This window comes from Streptomyces collinus (assembly GCF_031348265.1).
Lineage (GTDB): Bacteria > Actinomycetota > Actinomycetes > Streptomycetales > Streptomycetaceae > Streptomyces > Streptomyces collinus.
The window spans coordinates 6369597-6392809 of sequence record NZ_CP133771.1; the positions used below are offsets into that span (position 1 = coordinate 6369597).

A 23213-nucleotide genomic window follows, 5' to 3' on the forward strand; every position below is an offset into this window, starting at 1 on the left:
ATACCTCTGTCAGGATCGGCACTCAAATCGAGCCTGAGCCACGCCGGCCCCATCAGGGGACACGGAGGAGAGCGACATGCACAACCCGGGCACTGCCACCCCGGACCGATTCCCGGCGGAGGAGCGCTTCGCGCAGGGCGCGCAGTACATCGCGGGGCGCCTGACCAGCGGCACCTCCGGCCGTACGCACGCCGTCGTCGACCCGGCGTCCGGCGAGGAGGTCCTCACCTACGAGCTGGCGGGCACGGCCGACGTCGACCGGGCCGTCGCCGCCGCCCGCGAGGCCTTCCCCGGCTGGGCGGGAGCCACCCCCGGCGAGCGGTCCGACACCCTGCACCGGTTCGCCGCGGTCCTCGCCGACCGCGCCGAGGACTTCGCCCGCGCCGAGTCGCTCCAGTGCGGCAAGCCGCTGAAGCTGACCCGCGAGTTCGACGTCCCCGGGACGATCGACAACGCCGCCTTCTTCGCCGGTGCCGCACGGCATCTCCAGGGGCAGTCGGCCGGCGAGTACTCCGGCGACCACACCTCGTACGTCCGGCGCGAGCCCATCGGCGTCGTCGGGTCGATCGCGCCCTGGAACTACCCCCTCCAGATGGCCGCCTGGAAGATCCTCCCGGCGATCGCCGCGGGCAACACCATCGTCCTGAAGCCCGCCGAGCTCACCCCGCTGACCTCGCTGCTCTTCGCCCGGGCGGCCACCGACGCCGGGATCCCGGACGGCGTGATCAACATCGTCACCGGCACCGGCAGGGAGGCCGGAGAGCACCTCGTCGGCCACCCCGACGTGGCCATGACCTCCTTCACCGGCTCCACCGCCGTCGGCAAGCGCGTCGCCGAGGTCGCCACCGCCACCGTCAAGCGCCTCCACCTGGAGCTCGGCGGCAAGGCGCCCTTCGTGGTCTTCGACGACGCCGACTTGGAGGCCGCCGCCCACGGCGCGGTCGCGGGCTCCCTGATCAACACCGGGCAGGACTGCACGGCCGCCACGCGCGCGTACGTGCAGCGGCCGCTGTACGAGGCCTTCGTGGAGCGGACCGCCGCGCTCATGGAGACGGTCCGGCTGGGCGACCCCTTCGCCGCCGGCACCGACCTCGGCCCGCTGATCTCCCACGTGCAGCGGGACCGGGTCGCCGGGTTCGTGGACCGGGCGCGGTCCTACGCGCGCGTGGTGACCGGCGGCGAGGCACCCGAGGGGGAGCTGGCCAAGGGCGCCTACTACCGGCCCACCCTGATCGCCGACGCGGCCCAGGACAGCGAGGTCGTCCAGTCGGAGATCTTCGGACCGGTCCTGGTCGTGCTGCCGTTCGACACCGACGACGAGGGCCTCGCGCTCGCCAACGACACTCCGTACGGCCTGGCCGCCTCCGCCTGGAGCCGGGACGTGTACCGGGCGAACCGGGCCACGCGCGAGATCAAGGCCGGCTGCGTCTGGATCAACGACCACATCCCGATCATCAGCGAGATGCCGCACGGCGGCTACAAGTCCTCCGGCTACGGCAAGGACATGTCCGCGTACTCGTTCGAGGAGTACACCCAGATCAAGCACGTCATGTTCGACAACACCGCGGTGGCCGCCAAGGACTGGCACCGCACCGTGTTCGGGGATCGATAGCCGTTACGCAGGCCGCCTGACCACCGGCCGTCCACCCTCCGAAAGGGCACCACGCGCATGGAGCAGTACGAGCCCGACCGCCTGTCCCCGGCCCAAGTGGCCGCCGTGCGGCGCAGTTTCAAGAACGGCAGGGCCTCCCTCACCCGGCGGTCCCTGCTGCGCGCCTCGGCGGGCGGGGCGCTAGCGGCCGGCGGACTCGGCACGCTGAGCGCCTGCGGCATCCCCGCCGCGGGCCAGGCGAAGGGCGGCGTCTCGGCAGAGGACCACTCGGCCAAGGAGAAGACGGTGAACTTCTCCAACTGGACCGAGTACATGGACGTCGACGACAGCGGCAAGCACCACCCCACGCTGGACCAGTTCGCCAAGCGCACCGGCATCAAGGTCAAGTACACCGAGGACATCAACGACAACAACGAGTTCTTCGGCAAGATCAAGCCGCAGCTCGCCGCGGGCCAGGACACCGGCCGCGACCTGATCGTCCTCACCGACTGGCTGGCCGCCCGCCTCATCCGCCTCGGCTGGGTGCAGAAGCTCGACCCGAGCAACCTGCCGCACGCCTACGCCAACCTGTCGGCCCAGTTCCGCAGCCCCGACTGGGACCCGGGCCGCGCCTACTCGTACGTCTGGCAGGGCATCTCGACCGTCATCGCGTACAACAAGAAGGCCCTCGACGGCGTCGAGGTGAAGTCGATATCCGACCTGCTGGACAACCCCAAGCTCAAGGGCCGGGTCGGGTTCCTCTCGGAGATGCGCGACAGCATCGGCATGACGCTGCTCGACATGGGCAAGGACCCGGCCGACTTCACCGCCGACGACTATGACGCGGCCATCGCCCGCCTCCAGAAGGCCGTCGACAAGGGCCAGATCCGCCGCTTCACCGGCAACGACTACACCTCGGACCTGACCAGCGGCGATTTCGCCGCCTGCGTCGCCTGGGCCGGTGACGTCGTCCAGCTCAAGGCGGACAGCCCCGACATCGACTTCCTCATCCCGGACAGCGGCTACGTGACGTCGACCGACAACCTGCTGATCCCCAACAAGGCCCGGCACAAGACCAACGCCGAGCGGCTCATCGACTTCTACTACGAGCCGAAGGCCGCCGCCGAACTCGCCGCGTACATCAACTACGTGTGTCCCGTCGACGGCGTGAAGGCCGAGCTGGAGAAGACCGACAAGGACGCGGCGAACAACCCGCTGATCATTCCCGACAAGGCCATGGCCGCCAAGTCGCACGCCTTCCGCTCGCTGAGCTCGAAGGAAGAGACCGAGTTCGAAGCGAAGTTCGCGAAGCTGACGGGGGCGTGACCACCATGACGAACAAGACGGACCCCAGCGGCGACGTCCGCCTCACGGGCATAGCCAAGACCTACGGCGCCTTCACCGCCGTCCACCCGCTCGACCTGACCGTGCCGCAGGGCTCCTTCTTCGCCCTGCTCGGCGCATCCGGCTGCGGCAAGACCACCACCCTGCGCATGATCGCCGGGCTGGAGGAACCTTCCGCCGGCACCGTCTTCCTCGGCGACCAGGACGTGACCGCCCTCCCGCCGTACAAGCGGCCGGTGAACACGGTCTTCCAGTCCTACGCCCTCTTCCCGCACCTCGACATCTTCGAGAACGTCGCCTTCGGCCTGCGCCGGCGCGGTCTGAAGTCGGTGAAGAAGCAGGTCGAGGAGATGCTGGAGCTCGTCCAGCTCGGCGAGCAGGCCCGCAAGAAGCCGCACCAGCTCTCCGGCGGCCAGCAGCAGCGCGTCGCCGTCGCCCGCGCGCTGATCAACCACCCCAAGGTGCTCCTGCTCGACGAGCCGCTCGGTGCCCTCGACCTCAAGCTGCGCCGCCAGATGCAGCTGGAGCTCAAGCGCATCCAGACCGAGGTCGGCATCACCTTCATCCACGTCACGCACGACCAGGAGGAGGCCATGACGATGGCCGACACGGTCGCCGTGATGAACGCGGGCCGTGTCGAGCAACTGGGCGCGCCCACCGACCTCTACGAGAACCCGCGCACCACGTTCGTCGCGAACTTCCTCGGCACCTCCAACTTCATCGAGGCCGAGGTCGACTCCCGGAGCGGCGAGGAGATCGTGCTGAAGGCGGGCGGCGGCAAGCTCGTCCTGCCCGAGGCGCGCTGCTCCGCGCCCACCGCGACCGGCGGCAAGGTGCTGGTCGGCGTCCGCCCGGAGAAGATCTCCCTCAGCCACGCGGACGACGCCGGCGAGATCCCCGAGGGCCGCAACCGCATCACGGGCCGCATCGCCGACTCCAGCTTCATCGGTGTCTCCACGCAGTACGTCGTCGACAGCCCGGTCTGCTCCGACTTCGAGGTCTACGCCCAGAACATCGACCGCGACCCGCGCCTCGTGCCCGGCACCGAGGTCGTCCTGCACTGGAACCCGGCCCACACCTTCGGTCTGGACGCCGCCCAGGACGCCGACGCCGGAGTGGAAGAGGCGGTCTGATGAGCACACTCACCGAGGCGCCACCGCCGCTCGCGCCCGAAGCGCCCGAACCGAGGCCGCCGAAGCGCAGAGGCCGCTTCACGCCGTACTGGCTGCTGCTCCCCGGCATCCTCTGGCTGCTGGTGTTCTTCGCGCTGCCGATGATCTACCAGGCCTCCACGTCCGTGCAGACGGGCTCCCTGGAGGAGGGCTACAAGGTCACCTGGCACTTCGCCACCTACTGGGACGCGCTGTCCGCGTACTGGCCGCAGTTCGTCCGCTCGGTGCTCTACGCGGGCACGGCGACGATCCTGTGTCTGCTGCTCGGCTACCCGCTCGCGTACCTGATCGCCTTCCGTGCGGGCCGCTGGCGGAACCTGATCATGATCCTGGTGATCGCGCCGTTCTTCACCAGCTTCCTGATCCGCACCCTCGCCTGGAAGACGATCCTCGCGGACGGCGGCCCCGTCGTCGGCGCGCTGAACACGCTGCACGTCCTGGACGTCACCACCTGGCTCGGCTGGACCGCCGGCGACCGCGTCCTCGCCACGCCGCTCGCGGTGGTGTGCGGTCTGACGTACAACTTCCTGCCGTTCATGATCCTGCCGCTCTACACCTCGCTGGAGCGCATCGACGGACGGCTCCACGAAGCCGCCGGGGATCTGTACGCACGCCCCTCGACGACCTTCCGCAAGGTCACCTTCCCGCTGTCGATGCCGGGTGTCGTCTCCGGCACGCTGCTCACCTTCATTCCGGCGGCCGGTGACTACGTGAACGCCGATCTGCTCGGCTCCACCGACACCCGCATGGTCGGAAACGTCATCCAGACACAGTTCCTGAGAGTCCTCGACTATCCGACGGCCGCGGCGCTCTCCTTCATTCTCATGGCGGCCATCCTGCTCATGGTCACCCTCTACATCCGCCGGTCCGGGACGGAGGATCTGGTCTAAATGCCCTTCGTCAACTGGCTCAAGAGAAATCTCGTCGTCCTCGCCGGACTTCTGACCCTCGGCTATCTGCTGCTGCCGAACGTCGTCGTGACGGTGTTCTCCTTCAACAAACCGAAGGGGCGCTTCAACTACGAATGGCAGCAGTTCTCCCTGGACGCCTGGAAGGATCCGTGCGGCGTCTCCGGACTGTGCGGATCGCTGTCCCTCAGCCTCCAGATCGCCGTGTGGGCGACGCTCGGCGCCACGCTCCTCGGCACCCTGATCGCCTTCGCCCTGGTCCGTTACCGGTTCCGCGCCCGCGGCGCCGTGAACTCGCTGATCTTCCTGCCGATGGCGATGCCCGAGGTCGTCATGGCCGCCTCGCTGCTCACCCTGTTCCTCAACATGGGCGCCCAGCTGGGTTTCTGGACGATTCTCATCGCCCACATCATGTTCTGCCTGAGTTTCGTCGTCACGGCCGTCAAGGCGCGTGTGATGTCGATGGACCCGAAACTGGAGGAGGCGGCACGGGACTTGTACGCGGGCCCGTTCCAGACCTTCGTCCGGGTCACGCTGCCCATCGCGGCTCCGGGAATCGCGGCGGGCGCACTGCTCGCTTTCGCGCTCTCCTTCGACGACTTCATCATCACGAATTTCAACGCCGGCTCGACCGTCACGTTCCCCATGTTCGTGTGGGGCTCGGCGCAGCGCGGAACGCCCGTTCAGATCAATGTCATCGGCACGACCATGTTCGTCGTCGCCGTACTGTTCGTCCTAGTTTCCATGATCGCCGGAAACCGTCGCAACAGGCAGAAGGCATAACCGTAGGGAGTTGAAATCATGGCCCCGAGCGCCATGAATCAGTGGATCGGTTCGCTCTCCGACGCCCAGCCGGTGCCGTACTGGCTGGACGACCCCGGCCGGCCCCGCCCCGAACCCGCCCTCACCACCTCCGAGACCTGCGACCTGCTGGTCGTCGGAGGCGGCTACAGCGGACTGTGGACGGCGCTGATCGCCAAGGAGCGCGACCCGCAGCGGGACGTGGTGCTGGTGGAGGGCCGCGAGGTGGGCTGGGCCGCCTCCGGCCGCAACGGCGGATTCTGCGCCGCCTCCCTCACTCACGGCCTGCCCAACGGCCTCGCCCGCTGGCCCGACGAGATCCACAAGCTCCAGGAACTGGGCGACCGCAACCTCGACGAGATCGAGGCCGCCGTCGCCCGGCACTCCATCGACTGCGACTTCGAACGCACCGGCGAGATCGACGTCGCCACCGAGCCCTACCAGGCCCGTGAGCTGCGCGAGTGGCACGAGGAGACCGCCCGGCAGGGCCTGGCCGACGGCGTCGAGTTCCTGGACGCCGACGCCGTACGGGAGCACGTGAACTCACCCACCTTCCAGGCGGGCCTGTGGGACCGCAGGGGCGTCGCCATGCTGAACCCCGCGAAGCTCGCCTGGGGCCTGAAGCGGGCCTGCGTGGAACTGGGCGTGCGCGTCTACGAGCACACCCCCGCCCTGACCCTGAAGCCGTACGGGCCCGGCATGGCCGTCCGCACCCCCTACGGCGGGATCCGCGCCCGCCGGGTCGCCCTCGGCACCAACATCTTCCCGAACCTGGTCAGACGCGTCCGCTCGTACACCGTCCCGGTCTACGACTACGCCCTGATGACCGAGCCGCTCACCGCCGCGCAGCTCGACTCGATCGGCTGGAAGAACCGCCAGGGCCTCGGAGACAGCGCCAACCAGTTCCACTACTTCCGGCTGTCCGCCGACAACCGGATCCTCTGGGGCGGCTACGACGCGATCTACCCCTACGGCGGCCGCGTCCGCGCCGAGTACGACGACCGCCCCGAGACCTACGCCAAGCTCGCCGGGCACTTCTTCACCTGCTTCCCGCAGCTGGAGGGCGTCCGCTTCAGCCACGCCTGGGGCGGCGCGATCGACACCTGCTCCCGCTTCTCGGCGTTCTTCGGCACCGCCCACCAGAGCAAGGTGGCCTACGCGGCCGGGTACACCGGCCTCGGTGTCGGCGCCACCCGGTTCGGCGCCGAGGTGATGCTGGACCTGCTCGCGGGGGAGCGCACCGAGCTCACCGAGCTGGAGATGGTCCGCAGGAAGCCCCTGCCGTTCCCGCCCGAGCCGTTCGCCTGGACGGGCATCGCCCTCACCAAGTGGTCACTGGCCCGTGCGGACGCCCAGGGCGGCCGCCGCAACCTGTGGCTGCGCACGATGGACCGGTTGGGGCTGGGATTCGACAGCTGACCGACCAGGTGTGGTCCGGTTCACTCCAAAGGGGTGCCGGAACCCGCGTAATGGCCGGGGGACACCCCCTTCTCCCTCGTGATGACCTCCGGACGCCCCGCGCGTCCGTGAGGTTCGCGAGAGAGAAGGGGGTCTTTCCGATGACCGGTGCGAAGACGGCGGTCGAGTGGCTCGCATCCGTCGCACCCGATCCCGAGGCCTGCCGCTGGGAGTGGGAGCGCAACCCGCTCGGGGTGGCGCTGCTGCCGGCCGGCAGCGCCTGGGACGTGCTCATCCTGCCCGGCGAACTCGGCTACGCCACGCTCGACGTGCTGAGCCGTGTCCTCGACCAGCAGGGGCCCGTGCTGGTCGACTTCGGTGACGCGCGCATGGGCTTCTTCGTGCCCCCGGGCACCGCGGCCCGCTGGCTCGGCACGGGCATCCGCACGGCGGGCGCCGGCACCTGGATCGTCGTGCCGTACCCGGGCCGCTCCTCACCCGGTGGCGTCCGCTGGCTGGTACCGCCCGACGGTTCGGGTCTGCTGACCGACCCGGCCCTGCTGGAACTGGCCATGCACGAGGCAGCGGCGAGGCTGGCGACGGAGAACGACGGTCAGGGCTCCGGTGGTTGAGACCGGCCGGGCGCCGTCGCCGCCCGGACGGACAGCCACAGCGATGTCAGCAGCACCGAACACAGACACCAGCTGCCCACCACGTCCAGTGGCCAGTGGTAGCCGCGGCGGACCACGCCGTAGCCGGCGCCGAGGACCAGGGCGACGCACAGGGTGACCAGGGCGCGGCGGGCCAGGGCCGTGCGGAGCCAGGGGAGCAGCAGCAGGGTCGCGCCACCGTAGGCGACGACGGCGGTGGCGGTGTGGCCCGAGGGGTAGTAGCCGGTGCCGGGCGGGACGGCCGGGGTGCCCGGGCGGTCGGTGAGCTCCTTCAGGGGGACGACCAGCGCCGGGACCAGGGCCATGAGCAGCGCCGCCGCGGCGACGGGCAGCCACCACCGGTCCGTGCCCGCACGGCGGTGGCGTACGGCGACGTACCCGAGCGCGACGGCGAGGACCGGGACCGCGACCTGGACGTTGCCCAGGTCGGCGAGGAGTTCCGAGCAGCGGTCCGGGTTCACCAGGACGCGGCTGAGCCGCTCGTCGAGCCGCACGAGCGGGCCGTCGGCGACGACCTGCCAGGTGATCAGGGTGAAGAGGAGGGCCGCAAGGGCGAGCAGGAGCGCGACGGATCCCGGGAGCGTGGTGCGTTCCTGGTTCGCTGGGATCGGCATGGGGCACAGCTTGGCACGAGCGCCGACGTCCACTCGCGGCCCCTCGGAGGATCACGTGAACCACCCGGCACACGACGACAGCCTCCTGGAGCACTGCCCGTGGCTCTTCGCCGGACAGGCCTCGAAACGGCAGCGGGCCGCCCAGGAGCAGCGGCAGAAGCGGCTGTTCGCGGCGCCCGGGGTGCCAGGGCACGCTTGCGCTGCGCCACGGTCCGCGCAGCGTCTCGGCGCTCACCGAGATGCTCAGGAAGGGGGCGTAGAGGGAGGTCGGCCGCCCCGGAACAGGGGGGGGTGGTTCCGGGGCGGCCGTCCGGACCGGAACGTCGCGCGCCCCGGGGGGTTTGGGGCGGGCGACTGTCCGATCGGTGAGGAGATCCAGAGCCTCAGGCTCCGGTTGTGTGCGCGAGGGCACGACCAGGTCGAAGCTGGGGAGGCCCCGGCCTGATGTCACCCACAGTCCCCTGTGGGCGGGGTGTATCTCTCATCTGGGTAGAACCTACGACAGGGGCGGGGCGCAGGACAGGCCATGGGGCCGCATGTCATCCACCTCGCACACCTTCTTCACACGCTCTGCCGCTCGCCGCCCCGGTAGCGGAACCGGGGCGGCTCACCTGCCCCGACGGGGGCTCAGATGCGCGCGTCGGCGGTTCAGATGCGGGAGAACGCCTGCTCGATGATGTCGAGACCCTCGGTCAGCAGGTCCTCGCCGATCACCAGCGGGGGCAGGAAGCGGAGCACGTTGCCGTAGGTGCCACAGGTCAGGACCAGCAGGCCCTCGGCGTGGCAGGCCTTGGCGAGCGCGCCGGTCGCCTCCGGGTTCGGCTCCTTGGTGGCGCGGTCCTTGACCAGCTCGATGGCGATCATGGCGCCGCGGCCACGGACGTCGCCGATGATGTCGAACTTCTCGGCCATGGCACCGAGGCGGGCCTTCATGATCGCCTCGATGTTCTTCGCCTTGGCGTTGAGGTCGAGCTCCTTCATCGTCTCGATCGAGCCGAGCGCGCCCGCGCAGGCGACCGGGTTGCCGCCGTAGGTGCCGCCCAGGCCGCCGGCGTGCGCGGCGTCCATGATCTCGGCGCGGCCGGTGACGGCCGCGAGCGGCAGACCGCCCGCGATGCCCTTCGCCGTCGTGATCAGGTCCGGGACGATGCCCTCGTCCTCACACGCGAACCACTGGCCCGTGCGGCAGAAGCCGGACTGGATCTCGTCGGCGACGAAGACGATGCCGTTGTCCTTCGCGAACTGGCTGATCGCCGGCAGGAAGCCCTTCGCCGGCTCGATGAAGCCACCCTCGCCGAGCACCGGCTCGATGATGATCGCGGCGACGTTCTCCGCGCCGACCTGCTTGCTGATCTGGTCGATGGCCTGCGCGGCGGCCTCGGGGCCGGCGTTCTCGGGCCCGGTCGGCCAGCGGTAGCCGTAGGCCACCGGCACCCGGTACACCTCGGGCGCGAACGGCCCGAAGCCGTGCTTGTACGGCATGTTCTTCGCGGTCAGCGCCATGGTGAGGTTGGTGCGGCCGTGATAGCCGTGGTCGAACACCACGACGGCCTGGCGCTTGGTGTACGCACGCGCGATCTTGACCGCGTTCTCGACGGCCTCGGCGCCGGAGTTGAACAGGGCGCTCTTCTTGGCGTGGTCACCCGGGGTCAGCTCGGCGAGGGCCTCGGCCACCTCGACGTACCCCTCGTAGGGCGTGACCATGAAACAGGTGTGGGTGAAGTCGGCGAGCTGCGCCGACGCCCGCCGTACGACGGCCTCGGCGGAGGCGCCCACGGACGTCACGGCGATGCCCGAGCCGAAGTCGATCAGCCGGTTCCCGTCGACGTCCTCGATGATCCCGCCACCGGCACGCGCCGTGAACACGGGCAGCACGGACCCCACGCCCTGCGCGACCGCGGCGGTACGGCGGGCCTGCAGCTCCTGCGACTTCGGACCGGGAATGGCGGTGACGACGCGGCGCTCCTGCGGAAGTGCGGTCATGCGGGGCTCCTGGGGGTGGTGCGGATGGTCTCGACGACGCTTGGGTTCTTTTCTCGCAGGCTAGGGCGGGGAAAGGGGGGTGGGCATGCTCCATGTGGGCGTTGTCGGCGGAGCGCCTTGTCCGGGGTGGACATGGCAGTCTCGTGGACCCGGTGCCCACGACCCGGCCGTGTAAGCGGTGAACTCCCCAGGAGAGGGCGTTAGATTGGCTCGCTGATGGTGGACGGAGCGGCTGGTCAGGGGGCAAGGGCGATGGACAGCGACGGGACGCAGGACGCGCGGGGTACGCATGCGAGTCCCGTGCCGCGCCCGGCGGGGCCGCCGGAGGTGCCCGCGATGCCTCCCCGGCCGCCCCGGGCACCGGGGACGCCGCCGCTGCCGGACGGGTCGGCGTTCCTCACCTGGCTGCGCGCGCCGCGCCCCGACGCCGCACCGGGCGTGTGGCGGTTCGGGCACCGGCCGCGGCCCGCTGAGGAACCCGAGGAGATCCCCACCCGGCAGCTGCTGAGCGGGGCGCTGATCGCCTTCCTCGTGGGATGGCTGATCTGGTCGCTGCTGCAGAACGGCTACCTCGGCACCTGGTGGTGGGTGCCGTTCGACCTGATCGTTCCCGACGCCTGGCGGGGTGGCGACAGCGACCTCGGGGAGACCGGGACGTTCGTCGTCTACCAGGGCTACGAGCTGCTCGTCGCCCTGGGGATCATGGTCGGGGCGGCCCGGCTCGGCCGCTGGGGCGAGGTGTGGCGCCGTTTCGTCACCCCCCGCTTCCGCCGGCCGGAGGCCCAGGAGACCCGCACGACCCCCGAGGACGACCCGGCCCAGTGGAACGAGCTGCGCGCCGCCGGGGCCGCCGACGCCGCCGAGCGCCTCACCGCCGACGCCCGCACCGGGCTGATGCGGGACGTCGACCACGCCCGGATCCTCCGTGCCTGGCAGGGCGTGCGCACCGGGCGGCACAGCCTCGCCACCTTCACCGGCGCCGTGCTCAAGGACGGTGCCGCCGCGTGCCTGCACCCCTCCGGGGAGCGCGATCTGCCCGCCCGGCTCGCCCGGCACGACCTCGTCACCGGCCAGGTGCGGCTCGGCACCACCGTGGACGACGCCCGCAACCCGTACGCCTACCGCGGCACGGGCCTCGCCCTCGGGCCCGACCTGCTCGGCACCTCGCTCGTCGCCGTCGGCCCCGCCGGATCCGGCAAGACCGGCACCGTCGTCCGGCCCCTCGCCGAGTCGCTCTGTCTGCACGCCCTCGCCGGGCGCGCCGCCGTGGTCGTCGTCGGGGCGGCCGGCGCGGGGCTAGGACCGGCCGACGCGTACGACGTGGTCGTACGGATCGGGAACCAGGAGTCCGAGTACGACCTCGATCTCTACGGCGGCAGCACCGACCCGGACGAGGCCGCGGCCGTGCTCGCCGAGGCGCTCGTCGGGGACCTCGCCGACCCGCACCCCGGCAGCGACAGCCGCCGGTCCACCACCGTCCTCGCCCAGTTGCTCGGGCCGTTCCGGGCCGTGCACGGGCGTTTCCCCTCCGTACCGGAGCTGCGGCAGCTGCTGGACGGGGCGCCGGGGCCGTTCGCCGCACTGCGGCAGGGGCTTCATGAGGCCGGGCAGGAGTCGTTGCTGCGGGAACTGGACGCCAGGGAGCGGCAGATGGGGCAGCCCGGGGACGTCGGCGGGGTGCTGGGCGACCGGGTGGCGCTGCTCGACCGGCCCGCCTTCGCCGGGTTCTTCGACACCTCCGGACAGTCCCGGCCCTTCACGCTCAAGGCCCTCGACCACCCCGTGCGGGTGCGCATCGACCTGCCCCAGCGCGGGCACGCCGACGCCTCCAAGATGCTCGCCCGGCTCGTGCTCGCGCAGTTCACGGCCAGTGTCGCCGTACGCGAGGACCGGTCGCTGTTCGCCTGCCTGCTGCTGGACGACGCGACCGGCGTGGTGACGCCCGAGGCCGTGCGCGGCATCCAGCGGCTGCGCTCCGGCAACGCCGGGGTCGTACTGACCCTGCGCACCCTGGACGACGTGGCCCGGCCCCTGCGTGGCCCGCTGCTCGGCGCGACCGGATGCCGGATGGCCCTGTCGGGACTCACCCCGTGGGACGGACAGGACTTCGCCGAGGTGTGGGGCAAGGAGTGGACCGAGGCCCGCGACGTCACCGACCGGCAGATCATCGCGGAGACCCCGGCCGGCAAGGCCGTTCACATGCTGCGCCGGGTGATCACCGGCAAGGCCCCGACCGCGCGGGCGGTGACCGTGCGGCAGGTCGAGCGGGAGCGCTGGTCCGCCTCCGAGCTGGCGCACGGCGTACCGGCGGGGCACGCGGTGCTGTCGCTGACCGACGTCAAGGGCGAGCACGCGCCTCCGCTGCTGGTGGATCTGCGGGGCTGACCCCTTCCCACCTGCGCGGGTACGCGGGGACCGTACGGTGAGGCAGAATCGTCACAGGTCGTTCATACGCGGCGGCCAAAAGACCACAGAGATCTCACAGCCCTGACGCAGAAGGCCTCATGCCCCCGACGCTCGCCTCGCTCGTCCACCACTCCGCGCTGAAGCTGACCGTGCGGGCGGGCGAAGACCGCCTCGACGTGCCGGTCCGTTGGGCGCACCCCAGCGAGCTCGCCGACCCCGTCCCCTATATGGAGGGCGGGGAACTGCTGCTGATCACCGCCCTCAAGCTGGACGCCGAGGACCCGGAGGCCATGCGCCGCTACGTGCGCAGGCTGGCCGGGGCCGGAGTGGCCGGGCTCGGTTTCGCCGTCGGCGTCAACTACGACGAGATCCCCGCCGCGCTCGTCGACGCGGCCGCACGGGAGGGCCTGCCGCTGCTGGAGGTCCCGCGCCGCACCCCGTTCCTCGCCATCAGCAAGGCCGTCTCCGCCGCGATCGCCGCCGACCAGTACCGGGCCGTCACCGCCGGGTTCGCCGCCCAGCGCGAGCTGACCCGGCAGGCCCAGACCGGCGGGCCGGAGGGGCTGCTGGCCGCGCTGGCCGCGCAGGTCGACGGCTGGGCGGCGCTGTACGACGCCTCGGGTGCGGTCGTCGCCACCGCACCGGAGTGGGCGGGGCGGCGCGCCGCGCGGCTCACCGGTGACGTGCAGAAGCTGCGGGACCGTCCCGCCCCCGCCTCCTCCGTGGTGGGCGGCCCGGAGAACGAGGACCGGGTCGAGCTGCACACCCTCGGCACCGGCCGCCGCCCCCGGGCGGCCCTCGCCGTGGGCACGGCCGCCGCCCCGGGCACCGCCGAGCGCTACGCCGTCCACTCGGCGATCGCGCTGCTGACCCTCACCACGGAACGTTCCCGGTCCCTCCAGGCCGCCGAGCAGCGGGTCGGTGCGGCGGTGCTGCGCATGCTGCTGGCCGGGGAGCCGGACCACGCCCGTGCGGTCGCCGGTGACCTGTACGGCGAGCTGCTGGACGCGCCGTTCCGGATGATGGTCGCGGAGCGGGTGCCGGTGTCGGCGTCCGCCGCGCTGGCCCGTGCCGAGGCACGCAAGGGCGCTGCTCCCGCCGAGCGGCACTCGGCCGCCGCGCTCGCCGCGGCCGACCCCGGCGGCGACCCCCTCGCGGCCCTCGCCGACGTCGTGGAGTCCGCGGCGGCCCGGGCCGGCGAGGCCGTACTGGTGGTGCCGGAGGGGGAGCGTTTGGTGGTGCTGGCCGCGGACGGCGGCGCCGCCGCGGCGGCCTGCGGGGAGTACGCGGGCGCCCTGGAGACGGCCCGGGCGGGGATACGCGAGAAGGTGCCGGGCGGCGAGGAGGACGAACTGGTCGTGGGCCTGTCGGCACCGGCCGGGCCCATCGCCGCGTCCGCCGCCTACAAACAGGCAGAGCAGGCGCTGTCGGTGGCGCGGCGGCGCGGGCGCGTCCTCGTGGAGCACGAGCAGATGGCGGCCGGATCGGTGCTGCCGCTGCTGGCCGACGACGCGGTACGGGCCTTCGCCGACGGCATGCTGCGGCCGCTGTACGAGCACGACGCCACGGGCCGCGGCGACCTCGTCGCCTCCCTGCGCGCCTGGCTGTCCAAGCACGGCCAGTGGGACGCGGCGGCGGCCGACCTCGGCGTCCACCGGCACACCCTGCGCTACCGCATGCGCCGGGTCGAGGAGATCCTCGGCCGGTCCCTGGACGACCCGGACGTCCGGATGGAGCTGTGGCTGGCCCTGAAGGCGGCCTCCACCGAGTAGCCAAACCGGAGTGTCCGCGTCCCCCACTGCTACGGCTCGGACAAACGTCGTTCGGCCACCTCGCCCCTACCGTTGGTCCCGAAGCACAGGATCACCCCCAACGCCGAAGGGCCGGAACCCACATGACCTCCACCCACGCCTTCTGGCTCGCCGGCCGCCAGGCCACCGGCGAGGACACCTTCGACGTCACCTCCCCCTGGGACGGGCGGCTCGTCGGCACGGTGAGCGTGCCGACGGACGCGCAGGTCGAGGAGGCCGTGGCCGCCGCGCACGCCGTCCTGGACGAGTTCGCCGCCACCCCCGCCCACGTCCGGGCCGCCGCGCTCGACCACGTCAGCAAGCGCCTCGTCGAGCGCACCGAGGAGATCGCGCGGCTGATCTCCGCCGAGAACGGCAAGCCGATGAAGTGGGCGCGTGGCGAGGTCGGCCGGGCCGTGTCCGTGTTCCGATTCGCGGCCGAGGAGGCCCGGCGGTTCAACGGCGGCGAGGCCCAGCGCCTCGACACCGACCTCGGCGGCCAGGGCCGGCTCGCCCTCACCCGCCGCTTCCCCAAGGGCGTCGTGCTCGGCATCGCGCCGTTCAACTTCCCGCTGAACCTCTGCGCCCACAAGATCGCCCCGGCCATCGCCGCCGGCGCCCCGATCATCCTCAAGCCGGCCCCGGCGACCCCGCTGTCCGGCCTGATCATCGGCGAACTGCTCGCCGAGACCGAGCTGCCCGCCGGCTCCTGGAGCATCCTGCCGGTCGCCAACGACAAGATGCCGGCCCTGGTGCAGGACGAGCGGCTGCCCGTCATCTCCTTCACCGGTTCCGAGAAGGTCGGCTACGCGATCATGGACTCGGTGCCGCGCAAGCACTGCACCCTGGAGCTGGGCGGCAACGGCGCGGCCGTCGTCCTGGCCGACTGGGCGAGCGACGAGGACCTGGAGTGGGCGGCGAACCGCATCGCCACCTTCTCCAACTACCAGGGCGGCCAGTCCTGCATCTCCGTGCAGCGGGTCATCGCCGACGCCTCGGTGTACGACCGGCTGCTGCCGCGCATCGTCGCCGCCGTCGAGGCCCAGGTCACCGGCGACCCGGGCGACGACAAGACCGACGTCGGCCCGCTGGTCAGCGAGGACGCAGCCCGGCGCGTCGAGACGTGGGTCCAGGAGGCCGTGGACGCCGGGGCGCAGCTGCTCACCGGCGGCAAGCGTGACGGCGCCTCCTACGCGCCGACCGTCCTGGCCGAGGTCCCGGCCGACGTCACGATCTCCTGCGAGGAGGTCTTCGGGCCGGTCCTCACCGTGCAGAGGGCGGACGGCGAGGCCGCGGCCTTCGACGCCGTCAACGACTCCAAGTACGGCCTCCAGGCGGGCGTGTTCACCCACGACCTGCAGACCGCCTTCCGCGCCCACCGGGCCCTGGAGGTCGGCGGTGTCGTCATCGGCGACGTGCCGTCCTACCGCGCCGACCAGATGCCGTACGGCGGCGTCAAGCAGTCCGGCGTGGGCCGTGAGGGCGTGCGGTTCGCCATGGAGGACTACACGTACGAGCGTGTGCTGGTCCTCACCGGCATCAACCTCTAGCTCATGAGAACCATTTTCATATAAGCTCCACGAAGGGGCCCGGCACCGATGCCTTCCGGTGCCGGGCCCCTTCTTTACGCCGGCCTGCTCCGGACCCTCAACCGGAGAAACCGACGTGCGCGAGCCGCAGCGGGCCGCGCAGTCTGAGGTGCACGTCGTGGACGCCCGCGGCGACGACGGACGCGTCGAGTGGGACGTAGTCGTACGGGCCCGAGGTGGGAGCCGCGGTCGACAGCACCGCGAGCACCGGACCGCCGTCGAGGGACAGCTCCACCGAGCCCTCGCCGGCCACCTCCACCGTCACCCCGGAGATGCCCCGCCCGAAGTCGCAGGCGCGATAGACGAGTTCGCCCGTCGCCTGGCCGGCCGGTGTCACCGCGTCGCCCGACACCTTCGTCCGGTCGACGATCTCGATGCCGCTGTACTCGTCGAACCCGGCCGCGGGGAGGCCGTTCGCGACGACCGCGCGGGGCAGGGCCGGCTCGCCGTCGAGCGTGACCGTCGCGCGCAGCCGGACGTCCTCGCTGGACGCCCCGGCCAGCAGCTCGTACGCGCCCGGCTCCACGCGCCACCGGTCCTGGGCGACGTCGAAGAACCCGAAGGCGCTCAGCGGGATCTCGAACGCCAGCTCCGCCGTCGCGCCCGGGGCGAGGGTCACGCGCCGGTGGTCCAGCAGCTCACGTCCCGGACGCGGCACGGACGGGTCGACGGCCCGGCCGTAGAGCTGCGCCACCTCGTCGGCGGTCACGTCACCGGTGTTGGTGACCGAGAAGGAGACGTGCACCGCCCCGTCCCCGGCCCGGGCCGTCAGGCCGCCGTACGTGAACGACGCGTACGACAGGCCGTGGCCGAACGGGAACAGGGGGGTGCCCTCGAAGTAGAGGTACGTCTGGCGGGAGCCGATCACGTCGTAGTCGAGAAGGCCGGGCAGGTCGGCGTCGTCGGCGTACCAGGTCTGTGGGAGGCGGCCGGCGGGGGAGACGTCACCGGCCAGGACGCGGGCCAGGGCGGTGCCGGCCGCCTGGCCGCCGTGCGCGGTCCACAGCACCGCCGGAAGCCCGGCGGGGTCGACGGCGTAGGGGTAGGCGGAGACCAGTGCCAGCACGGTCGCCGGGTTCGCGGCGCGGGCCGCCCGCAGCAGCCGTTCCTGGTGTTCCGGCAGGCGCAGGGTCGTACGGTCCTCGGTCTCGCGCCCGTTGATGTACGGGTCGTTGCCCGCGACCACCACGACCACGTCGGCCGCCGCTGCGGCACGCGCCGCCGCCTCCTCGCCGCGCTCGGCGACGACCAGCTCGAAGACCTCGGGGTCGGTGTCGGCAACCTTCACGCCGTCGGCGGAGACACACACGTGGCGACCCGTCCCCAGGTGCTTGAGGAGGTGCCCGTTCCCGTGCGGTTCCAGGCGGAACGTCTCCTGCACGATCCAGCCGCCCGGCTGGTCGGCGGAGGCGCGCAGGCAGCCGTCGTCGGCGACCGAGAGATAGCGGCCGTCGGGGGCGCGCAGGGTCAGGACGCCCTCGCCCCAGTCGGCGAGCGCCAGTTCGGTGCCGTCGGCGTCGGTCGTGAGCGCGGGCAGGTCGGTGCGGCCCGTGAGCAGGGCCGGGTCGAGCGCGCCCTCGGCCCCGCGGACCTCGGCGGCGGCCCCCTCGGCCACCGGCACGTGCAGGTACGCGCCCGTGGAGGTCTTCAGCCGGACGCGGTCCACGCCCTCCGAGAACTCCACCCGCTCCGCGCCGAACCGCTCGTACAGGCCCTCCAGTGGGGTCGAGCGGTGGATGAGGGTGCCGCTGTACCAGTCGAGCTTGCACTCGTCGGCGAGCAGCCCGACCACCGCCACGCGGGTGTCCGGGGCGAGCGGCAGCACCCCGTCGTTCTTGAGCAGCACGATCGCCTGCTCGGCGGCCTCCTGGGCGAGGGCGCGGTGTGCCGGGGTGTCGAACTCGCTCGTGGCGCCGTGCGGGTCGTACTCCGGGTCGAACTCGCCGAGCCGGAAACGGACCGAGAGCTGGCGGCGGACGGCCGTGTCGACATCGGCCCCGGTCAGCAGACCGCGCTCCAGGGCGCCGCGCAGCCGCCCGGTCATCCGCGAGGAATCGGTGCCGTGGTCGGTGAAGCTGTCGACACCCGCGACGAGGGAAGCGGCGGTGGCCTCCTCGTGGGTGTCGAAGTAGTGCTCCGAGTCGACGAGGTTGCTCGGCGCGCCCGCGTCCGAAGAGACCAGCAGTTCCTCGTCCGTCCAGGCGCGCAAGTGCTCGCGCAGGTACGGCGACACGTGGTTGGGGCGGCCGTTGACCAGGTTGTACGCCGGCATCACCCCGGCCACCGCGCCCGCCTCGACGGTCTCGCGGAAGGCCCGCAGGTCGTACTCGTGCAGCACGCGCGGGCGCACCGAGCTCGACGTCGTGGAGCGGTCCGTCTCGTTGTTGTGGGCCAGCCAGTGCTTCAGCACGGGCGCGGTGCGCCAGTAGGTGGGGTGGTCGCCCCGCAGCCCGTGGGTGTAGGCCGTGGCGATCGCCGAGGTGAGCTTCGGATCCTCCGAGTAGCCCTCCTCGTTGCGGCCCCACAGGGGGTGGCGCAGCAGGTTGACCGTCGGGGACCAGACGTTGAGGCCGACCCGGTCGTCCTTGGCGCGCATCGCGCGGATCTCCTTGGACACCGCGTCGCCGACGCGCCGCACCAGCTCCGGGTTCCAGGTGGCGCCGAGACCGACCGCCTGCGGGAACACCGTCGCCGGGCCCATCCACGCCACGCCGTGCAGGGCCTCCTGGCCGGTGCGGAAGGCGGCGACGCCGAGCCGTTCGACGGCGGGGGCGAACTGGTGCAGGAAGGACGTCTTCTCGTCGAGGGTGAGCCGCTCCAGCAGATCGTCGACGCGCTTCGCGAACGGCAGCTGCGGATCGCGGAACGGTTCGGTGGGCGGCGGGTGTGCGGTCACGTGGGGATCCCCCTGCGATGGATCGGCGAGGCGCTTTCGAAGCGCTTCGATGCTGGGTCGACGACGGGCCGGGTGTCAAGAGCCGACGCCGTCACTTCAAGTCGTGCATGAGGAACGGTCCCCTCCTGCACCTGCGAGGAAGTTTGGGGACGACCCTTGTGCACCCTGGGGTGTTCACTTAACCTCACAGCAACATCGAAGCGCTTCGACTGCGGAAGCCCCTCTGGTCGAAGTGTCGCTTCTGCTCAGCCAGTTCCACTCGAGACACCGCAGCCGACGGCCCTCCGCCGGGTGTCCTGGTGCGCCATGAAGGGTTGACGCAATGACGCCGAACGCCGCCTCCGCCTCCTCCGGACCGAGCCGGAGAAGCTTCCTCGCCTCCACGGCGGTCGCCACCGCGGCCGTGGCCGGGGGGATGCCGCTGCTCGCCGCGTGCGGCGGGTCGGACAGCGGCTCGAAGGACGGCACGACGGCCGGCAAGAACGCCAAGAAGCTGCTGCCGGCGTACGTGGCGAGCAACGTCGTGACGCCGGACATCCCGTCCAAGCACGGCTCGGCCATGGGCTTCACGGCCAAGCTCGACCTGGCCGGCCTCAAGACCTCGGTGCCGAAGAAGCTCGGCAAGGGCGGCTCCGTCAAGATCATGTCGCCGTTCTGGGGCACGCCGCCGAAGGGCGACAACGCCTACTACCAGGCGATGAACGACCTGATCGGCGTCGACATCGCCTGGCAGAACCAGGACGGCAACACCTACGACGAGAAGCTGGGCGCGGTGCTCGCCTCCAGCGACCTGCCGGACGTCGTGGTCATCCCCAGCTGGAACATGGGCGGCAAGATACCCAGCGCCATCATCAGCAAGTTCGCCGACCTCGGTCCCTACCTGTCCGGGGACGCGATCAAGAAGTACCCGAACCTCGCGGCCATCCCGAGCGGCGCCTGGCAGTACTCCATCTTCGGCGGCAAGCTGCGCGGTCTGCCCCAGCCCGCTCCCGCCGTCCCCGGCATCGTGCCCTTCTACCGCAAGGACGTCTTCGACAAGGAGGGCTACGAACTCCCCAAGTCCCCGGACGAGTTCCTCGCCCTCGCCAAGGAGATCAGCCGGCCCAAGGCCAAGGTGTGGGCCTGCGACGACATGAAGTGGTCCGCCTTCGAGTTCTTCGGTGTGCTCTCCGGCAGCGAGAAACCCCTCGGCTGGAACCTGGCCGACGGCAAGATGGTCTACCGGGTCGAGACCGAGGAGTACCTCGAAGCGCTGGAGTGGGTGCGCAAGCTGTACGCGGCGGGTGTGGTCCATCCCGACGCGAGGGCGGTCCAGGGCACCGCGGGCGACCGATTCACCGCCGGCCAGGTGCTGATCTACAACGACAACATCACGTCCTGGTGGGGCAAGATGGCCGAACAGGCGGGCCAGAAGACCGACTTCCGCATCTCCGGCATGGACATCTTCGGCGCCGACGGCGGCGACCCCGTCCTCTGGGCCGGCTCGCCCGCGGGCATCTTCGCCTTCGTCAACAAGAAGGCCTCCAAGGCCGTCGTCGAGGACATCCTGGCCGCCGCCAACGTCACCGCCGCCCCGTACGGCACCAAGGAGTACATGCTCACCAACTACGGGGTGGAGGGCACCCACTACACCGTCAAGGACGGGGTGCCCACCAAGAACGACAAGGGCAACCAGGAGGTCATCAACGCCTACGTCATGCTCGCCAGCCCCGCTCCGACCATCGCGCACCCGGACTTCCCGGACATCGCGAAGGAGCAGGTGGAGTGGCAGCAGCGGATGGGCGCCTTCACCAAGAAGTCCACCTTCTGGGGCCTGCAGATCACCGAACCGGCGCGCTACACCAACCTCTCCAACGACTTCGAGCAGCTGGAGGACGACACCGTCCGCGGCCGCAAGAAGATCAGCGACGTGCAGCAGGCCGTCTCCGACTGGAAGAAGCAGGGCGGCGACAAGCTGCGCGACTGGTACCAGAAGCTGCACGACGACAACGGTTCCGCGCAGTGACCCGGCGCTGAGGCAAGGAGACATCCGTGTCCAACAGCACGGTGCCCCGCAGCAGGGCCGAGGCGACCACGACCGAGGCGGACCCCCGGGCGGAAGCCCCCGCCGGGGGGCGGCCGGAGGAGAAAGCCTCCGGCAGACTGAGCCTTCGCCTGCGGTTCCGCCGGGACCGCACTCTGATCCTGATGACCCTGCCGGCCGTCCTGCTGGTCCTGGTCTTCAACTACGTACCGATCCTCGGCAATGTCGTCGCCTTCCAGGAGTACGACCCGTACGTCAGCGAAAACGGCTTCGTCGCGATGCTGGAGAGCCCCTGGGTGGGCATCGAGCAGTTCGAGCGGATCTTCGCGGACTCGGCGTTCTGGGACGCCGTGCAGAACACCCTCGTGCTGTTCTCCCTCCAGCTGGTGCTGTTCTTCCCCATCCCGATCGTGCTCGCGCTGCTCATCAACAGCGTGATCAGGCCCCGGATCCGGGCGGTGTCGCAGGCGATCCTCTACCTGCCGCACTTCTTCTCCTGGGTGCTGGTGATCACCGTCTTCCAGCAGATCTTCGGCGGCGCGGGCATCATCGCGCAGACCCTGCGCCGGCACGGTTACGAGGGCTTCGACCTCATGACCGACCCGGGGATCTTCAAGTTCCTGGTGACGGCGGAGGGCGTCTGGAAGGACGCGGGCTGGGGCGTCATCGTCTTCCTCGCCGCACTCGCCTCCGTGAGCCCCGACCTGTACGAGGCGGCGGCCATGGACGGGGCCGGGCGCTGGCGCCGGATGTGGCACGTCACGCTGCCCGCCCTGCGGCCCGTGATCGCCCTGCTGCTGGTGCTGCGCGTAGGTGACGCGCTCACCGTCGGGTTCGAGCAGATCCTGCTGCAACGCGATGCGGTCGGGCCAGGGGCGGCGGAGGTCCTCGACACCTATGTGTGGTGGAACGGCGTCCGCAACCAGGACTTCAGCTACGCCGCGGCGGCCGGCCTCATCAAGGGTCTGGTGAGTGTGGCGCTCGTGCTCGCCGCGAACAAGGTGGCCCACTTCATGGGCGAGCAGGGGGTGTACAAGAAATGACCGCCGTCATCGACAAGGCCGCCCTGGACGAGGCGGCGCGCGAACCCCGCTGGTGGCAGGCTCCGCCGAGGCCCGTCTGGGAGGACGAGCCCAGCAAGGCCGGGGTCGCGGGCAAGGGCATCGTCCTGGCCGGTGCCTGCCTCGCGGTGCTGTTCCCGCTGTGGATCGTCATCGTCACCAGTCTGTCCTCGAAGAGGACCATCACCGAGGCCGGCGGTCTGGTGCTGATCCCGAAGGACATCACGTTCATCGCCTACCAGGAGCTGCTGAGCGGCGGGCAGGTGACCCGGGCGGCGATCGTCAGCGTGTGCGTCACGCTGGCCGGCACCCTGTTCTCGATGGCGGTGTCGGTCCTCGCGGCGTACGGGCTGTCCAGGAGCGGTTCGCTCGGCCACCGCTGGCTGCTGATGACCCTGCTCGCGACGATGTTCTTCGGAGCCGGGCTCATCCCGACGTACCTGCTGGTGCAGTCTCTCGGGCTGACCGACACGTATCTCGCGCTGATCCTGCCGAGCGCGGTGAGCGTCTTCAACATCCTGGTGCTGCGCGCGTTCTTCATGGGCATCTCGCCGGAACTCGTCGACAGTGCGCGGATCGACGGGGCGGGCGACTGGCGCATCCTCTGGCAGATCATCATTCCGCTCTCGCGGGCCGTCATCGCGGTGATCACGCTGTTCTACGCCGTGGGGTACTGGAGTGCCTGGTTCAACGCGTCGATCTACCTCAGCGATCAGAGCATGATGCCGCTGCAGAACGTCATGATCCAGCTCGTGCAGAAGCAGGAGGCGCCGGTCGGGGTGAGCCAGGCGATCAAGACCGGCCAGATCTCCGCGCTGGCGATCCAGATGGCCGTGATGGTGATGGCGCTGCTGCCGGTGGCCGTGATCTCGCCGTTCGTCCAGAAGCACTTCAAGAAGGGCATGCTCACGGGTGCCGTCAAGGGCTGAACGCCCTCCCGCCACAGGATCTCTGCGGCGGCGTCGT

At 71.0% G+C, this 23213-nt stretch carries 16 protein-coding genes; 13 read left to right on the forward strand and 3 right to left on the reverse strand.

Annotated features, from left to right (window positions below):
• Positions 1 to 76: 76 nt before the first annotated feature.
• From RFN52_RS29205 to RFN52_RS29235, 7 genes are all read left to right on the forward strand, one after another.
• On the forward strand, positions 77 to 1612 hold the full coding sequence (locus RFN52_RS29205; RefSeq protein ID WP_184850500.1) for a gamma-aminobutyraldehyde dehydrogenase: 1536 nt from the start codon (positions 77 to 79) through the stop codon (positions 1610 to 1612).
• 57 nt (positions 1613 to 1669) lie between these two features.
• The gene (locus RFN52_RS29210; protein WP_184850502.1) at positions 1670 to 2917 is read left to right on the forward strand and encodes a polyamine ABC transporter substrate-binding protein; all 1248 of its coding nucleotides are present in this window, start codon (positions 1670 to 1672) and stop codon (positions 2915 to 2917) included.
• A gap of 5 nt (positions 2918 to 2922) precedes the next feature.
• Positions 2923 to 4068: an ABC transporter ATP-binding protein gene (locus RFN52_RS29215; protein ID WP_184854074.1), complete on the forward strand. Its 1146-nt coding sequence runs from the start codon at positions 2923 to 2925 to the stop codon at positions 4066 to 4068.
• Complete coding sequence (locus tag RFN52_RS29220) at positions 4068 to 4997, forward strand: ABC transporter permease (protein WP_184850504.1); 930 nt, start codon at positions 4068 to 4070, stop codon at positions 4995 to 4997. Before RFN52_RS29215 ends, RFN52_RS29220 begins: the two co-directional genes overlap by 1 nt.
• Positions 4998 to 5798: an ABC transporter permease gene (locus RFN52_RS29225; RefSeq protein ID WP_184850506.1), complete on the forward strand. Its 801-nt coding sequence runs from the start codon at positions 4998 to 5000 to the stop codon at positions 5796 to 5798.
• Between the two features lie 18 nt (positions 5799 to 5816).
• A complete protein-coding gene (locus RFN52_RS29230) occupies positions 5817 to 7235 on the forward strand; it encodes an NAD(P)/FAD-dependent oxidoreductase (RefSeq protein WP_184850508.1) in 1419 nt (472 codons plus the stop codon).
• Between the two features lie 140 nt (positions 7236 to 7375).
• A complete protein-coding gene (locus RFN52_RS29235) occupies positions 7376 to 7846 on the forward strand; it encodes a hypothetical protein (protein WP_184850510.1) in 471 nt (156 codons plus the stop codon).
• Here RFN52_RS29235 and RFN52_RS29240 read toward each other — a convergent pair.
• On the reverse strand, positions 7828 to 8499 hold the full coding sequence (locus RFN52_RS29240; RefSeq protein ID WP_184850512.1) for a phosphatase PAP2 family protein: 672 nt from the start codon (positions 8497 to 8499) through the stop codon (positions 7828 to 7830). The two genes, RFN52_RS29235 and RFN52_RS29240, sit on opposite strands and share 19 nt — an antisense overlap.
• A gap of 648 nt (positions 8500 to 9147) precedes the next feature.
• Entirely contained in the window at positions 9148 to 10482 is a 1335-nt protein-coding gene (gabT, locus tag RFN52_RS29250; protein ID WP_184850514.1) for a 4-aminobutyrate--2-oxoglutarate transaminase, read from the reverse strand.
• 252 nt (positions 10483 to 10734) lie between these two features.
• On the opposite strand from gabT, the gene RFN52_RS29255 reads away from it, so the two are divergent.
• The 3 genes from RFN52_RS29255 (at position 10735) to RFN52_RS29265 (ending at position 16228) form a co-directional block, all read left to right on the forward strand.
• Entirely contained in the window at positions 10735 to 12867 is a 2133-nt protein-coding gene (locus RFN52_RS29255) for an ATP-binding protein (protein ID WP_184850516.1), read from the forward strand.
• Positions 12868 to 12986: 119 nt separating this feature from the next.
• Positions 12987 to 14660: a PucR family transcriptional regulator gene (locus RFN52_RS29260; RefSeq protein ID WP_184850518.1), complete on the forward strand. Its 1674-nt coding sequence runs from the start codon at positions 12987 to 12989 to the stop codon at positions 14658 to 14660.
• Positions 14661 to 14782: 122 nt separating this feature from the next.
• A complete protein-coding gene (locus RFN52_RS29265; protein ID WP_184850520.1) occupies positions 14783 to 16228 on the forward strand; it encodes an aldehyde dehydrogenase family protein in 1446 nt (481 codons plus the stop codon).
• A 97-nt stretch (positions 16229 to 16325) separates the two neighbouring features.
• Here RFN52_RS29265 and RFN52_RS29270 read toward each other — a convergent pair whose 3' ends face one another.
• Positions 16326 to 19163: a glycoside hydrolase family 3 C-terminal domain-containing protein gene (locus RFN52_RS29270; protein ID WP_184850522.1), complete on the reverse strand. Its 2838-nt coding sequence runs from the start codon at positions 19161 to 19163 to the stop codon at positions 16326 to 16328.
• Between the two features lie 322 nt (positions 19164 to 19485).
• On the opposite strand from RFN52_RS29270, the gene RFN52_RS29275 reads away from it, so the two are divergent.
• The 3 genes from RFN52_RS29275 to RFN52_RS29285 are packed head-to-tail and all read left to right on the forward strand — an operon-like array spanning position 19486 to position 23176.
• A complete protein-coding gene (locus RFN52_RS29275) occupies positions 19486 to 21168 on the forward strand; it encodes an extracellular solute-binding protein (RefSeq protein ID WP_184850524.1) in 1683 nt (560 codons plus the stop codon).
• A gap of 26 nt (positions 21169 to 21194) precedes the next feature.
• Entirely contained in the window at positions 21195 to 22229 is a 1035-nt protein-coding gene (locus tag RFN52_RS29280) for an ABC transporter permease (RefSeq protein ID WP_184850526.1), read from the forward strand.
• Positions 22226 to 23176 (forward strand): carbohydrate ABC transporter permease, encoded by a 951-nt coding sequence (locus RFN52_RS29285; protein ID WP_184850528.1) that lies wholly within the window; start codon positions 22226 to 22228, stop codon positions 23174 to 23176. Before RFN52_RS29280 ends, RFN52_RS29285 begins: the two co-directional genes overlap by 4 nt.
• Positions 23177 to 23213: the final 37 nt, after the last annotated feature.

Excerpts from the sequence above, each read along its gene's own strand:
- RFN52_RS29260 (WP_184850518.1), top strand. The coding sequence starts at position 12,987 with ATGCCCCCGACGCTCGCCTCGCTCGTCCACCACTCCGCGCTGAAGCTG.
- RFN52_RS29205 (WP_184850500.1), top strand. The coding sequence starts at position 77 with ATGCACAACCCGGGCACTGCCACCCCGGACCGATTCCCGGCGGAGGAG.
- RFN52_RS29255 (WP_184850516.1), top strand. The coding sequence starts at position 10,735 with ATGGACAGCGACGGGACGCAGGACGCGCGGGGTACGCATGCGAGTCCC.
- RFN52_RS29225 (WP_184850506.1), top strand. The coding sequence starts at position 4,998 with ATGCCCTTCGTCAACTGGCTCAAGAGAAATCTCGTCGTCCTCGCCGGA.
- RFN52_RS29230 (WP_184850508.1), top strand. The coding sequence starts at position 5,817 with ATGGCCCCGAGCGCCATGAATCAGTGGATCGGTTCGCTCTCCGACGCC.
- RFN52_RS29235 (WP_184850510.1), top strand. The coding sequence starts at position 7,376 with ATGACCGGTGCGAAGACGGCGGTCGAGTGGCTCGCATCCGTCGCACCC.
- RFN52_RS29285 (WP_184850528.1), top strand. The coding sequence starts at position 22,226 with ATGACCGCCGTCATCGACAAGGCCGCCCTGGACGAGGCGGCGCGCGAA.
- RFN52_RS29265 (WP_184850520.1), top strand. The coding sequence starts at position 14,783 with ATGACCTCCACCCACGCCTTCTGGCTCGCCGGCCGCCAGGCCACCGGC.
- RFN52_RS29220 (WP_184850504.1), top strand. The coding sequence starts at position 4,068 with ATGAGCACACTCACCGAGGCGCCACCGCCGCTCGCGCCCGAAGCGCCC.
- RFN52_RS29210 (WP_184850502.1), top strand. The coding sequence starts at position 1,670 with ATGGAGCAGTACGAGCCCGACCGCCTGTCCCCGGCCCAAGTGGCCGCC.
- gabT (WP_184850514.1), bottom strand. The coding sequence starts at position 10,482 with ATGACCGCACTTCCGCAGGAGCGCCGCGTCGTCACCGCCATTCCCGGT.
- RFN52_RS29215 (WP_184854074.1), top strand. The coding sequence starts at position 2,923 with ATGACGAACAAGACGGACCCCAGCGGCGACGTCCGCCTCACGGGCATA.
- RFN52_RS29240 (WP_184850512.1), bottom strand. The coding sequence starts at position 8,499 with ATGCCGATCCCAGCGAACCAGGAACGCACCACGCTCCCGGGATCCGTC.
- RFN52_RS29275 (WP_184850524.1), top strand. The coding sequence starts at position 19,486 with ATGACGCCGAACGCCGCCTCCGCCTCCTCCGGACCGAGCCGGAGAAGC.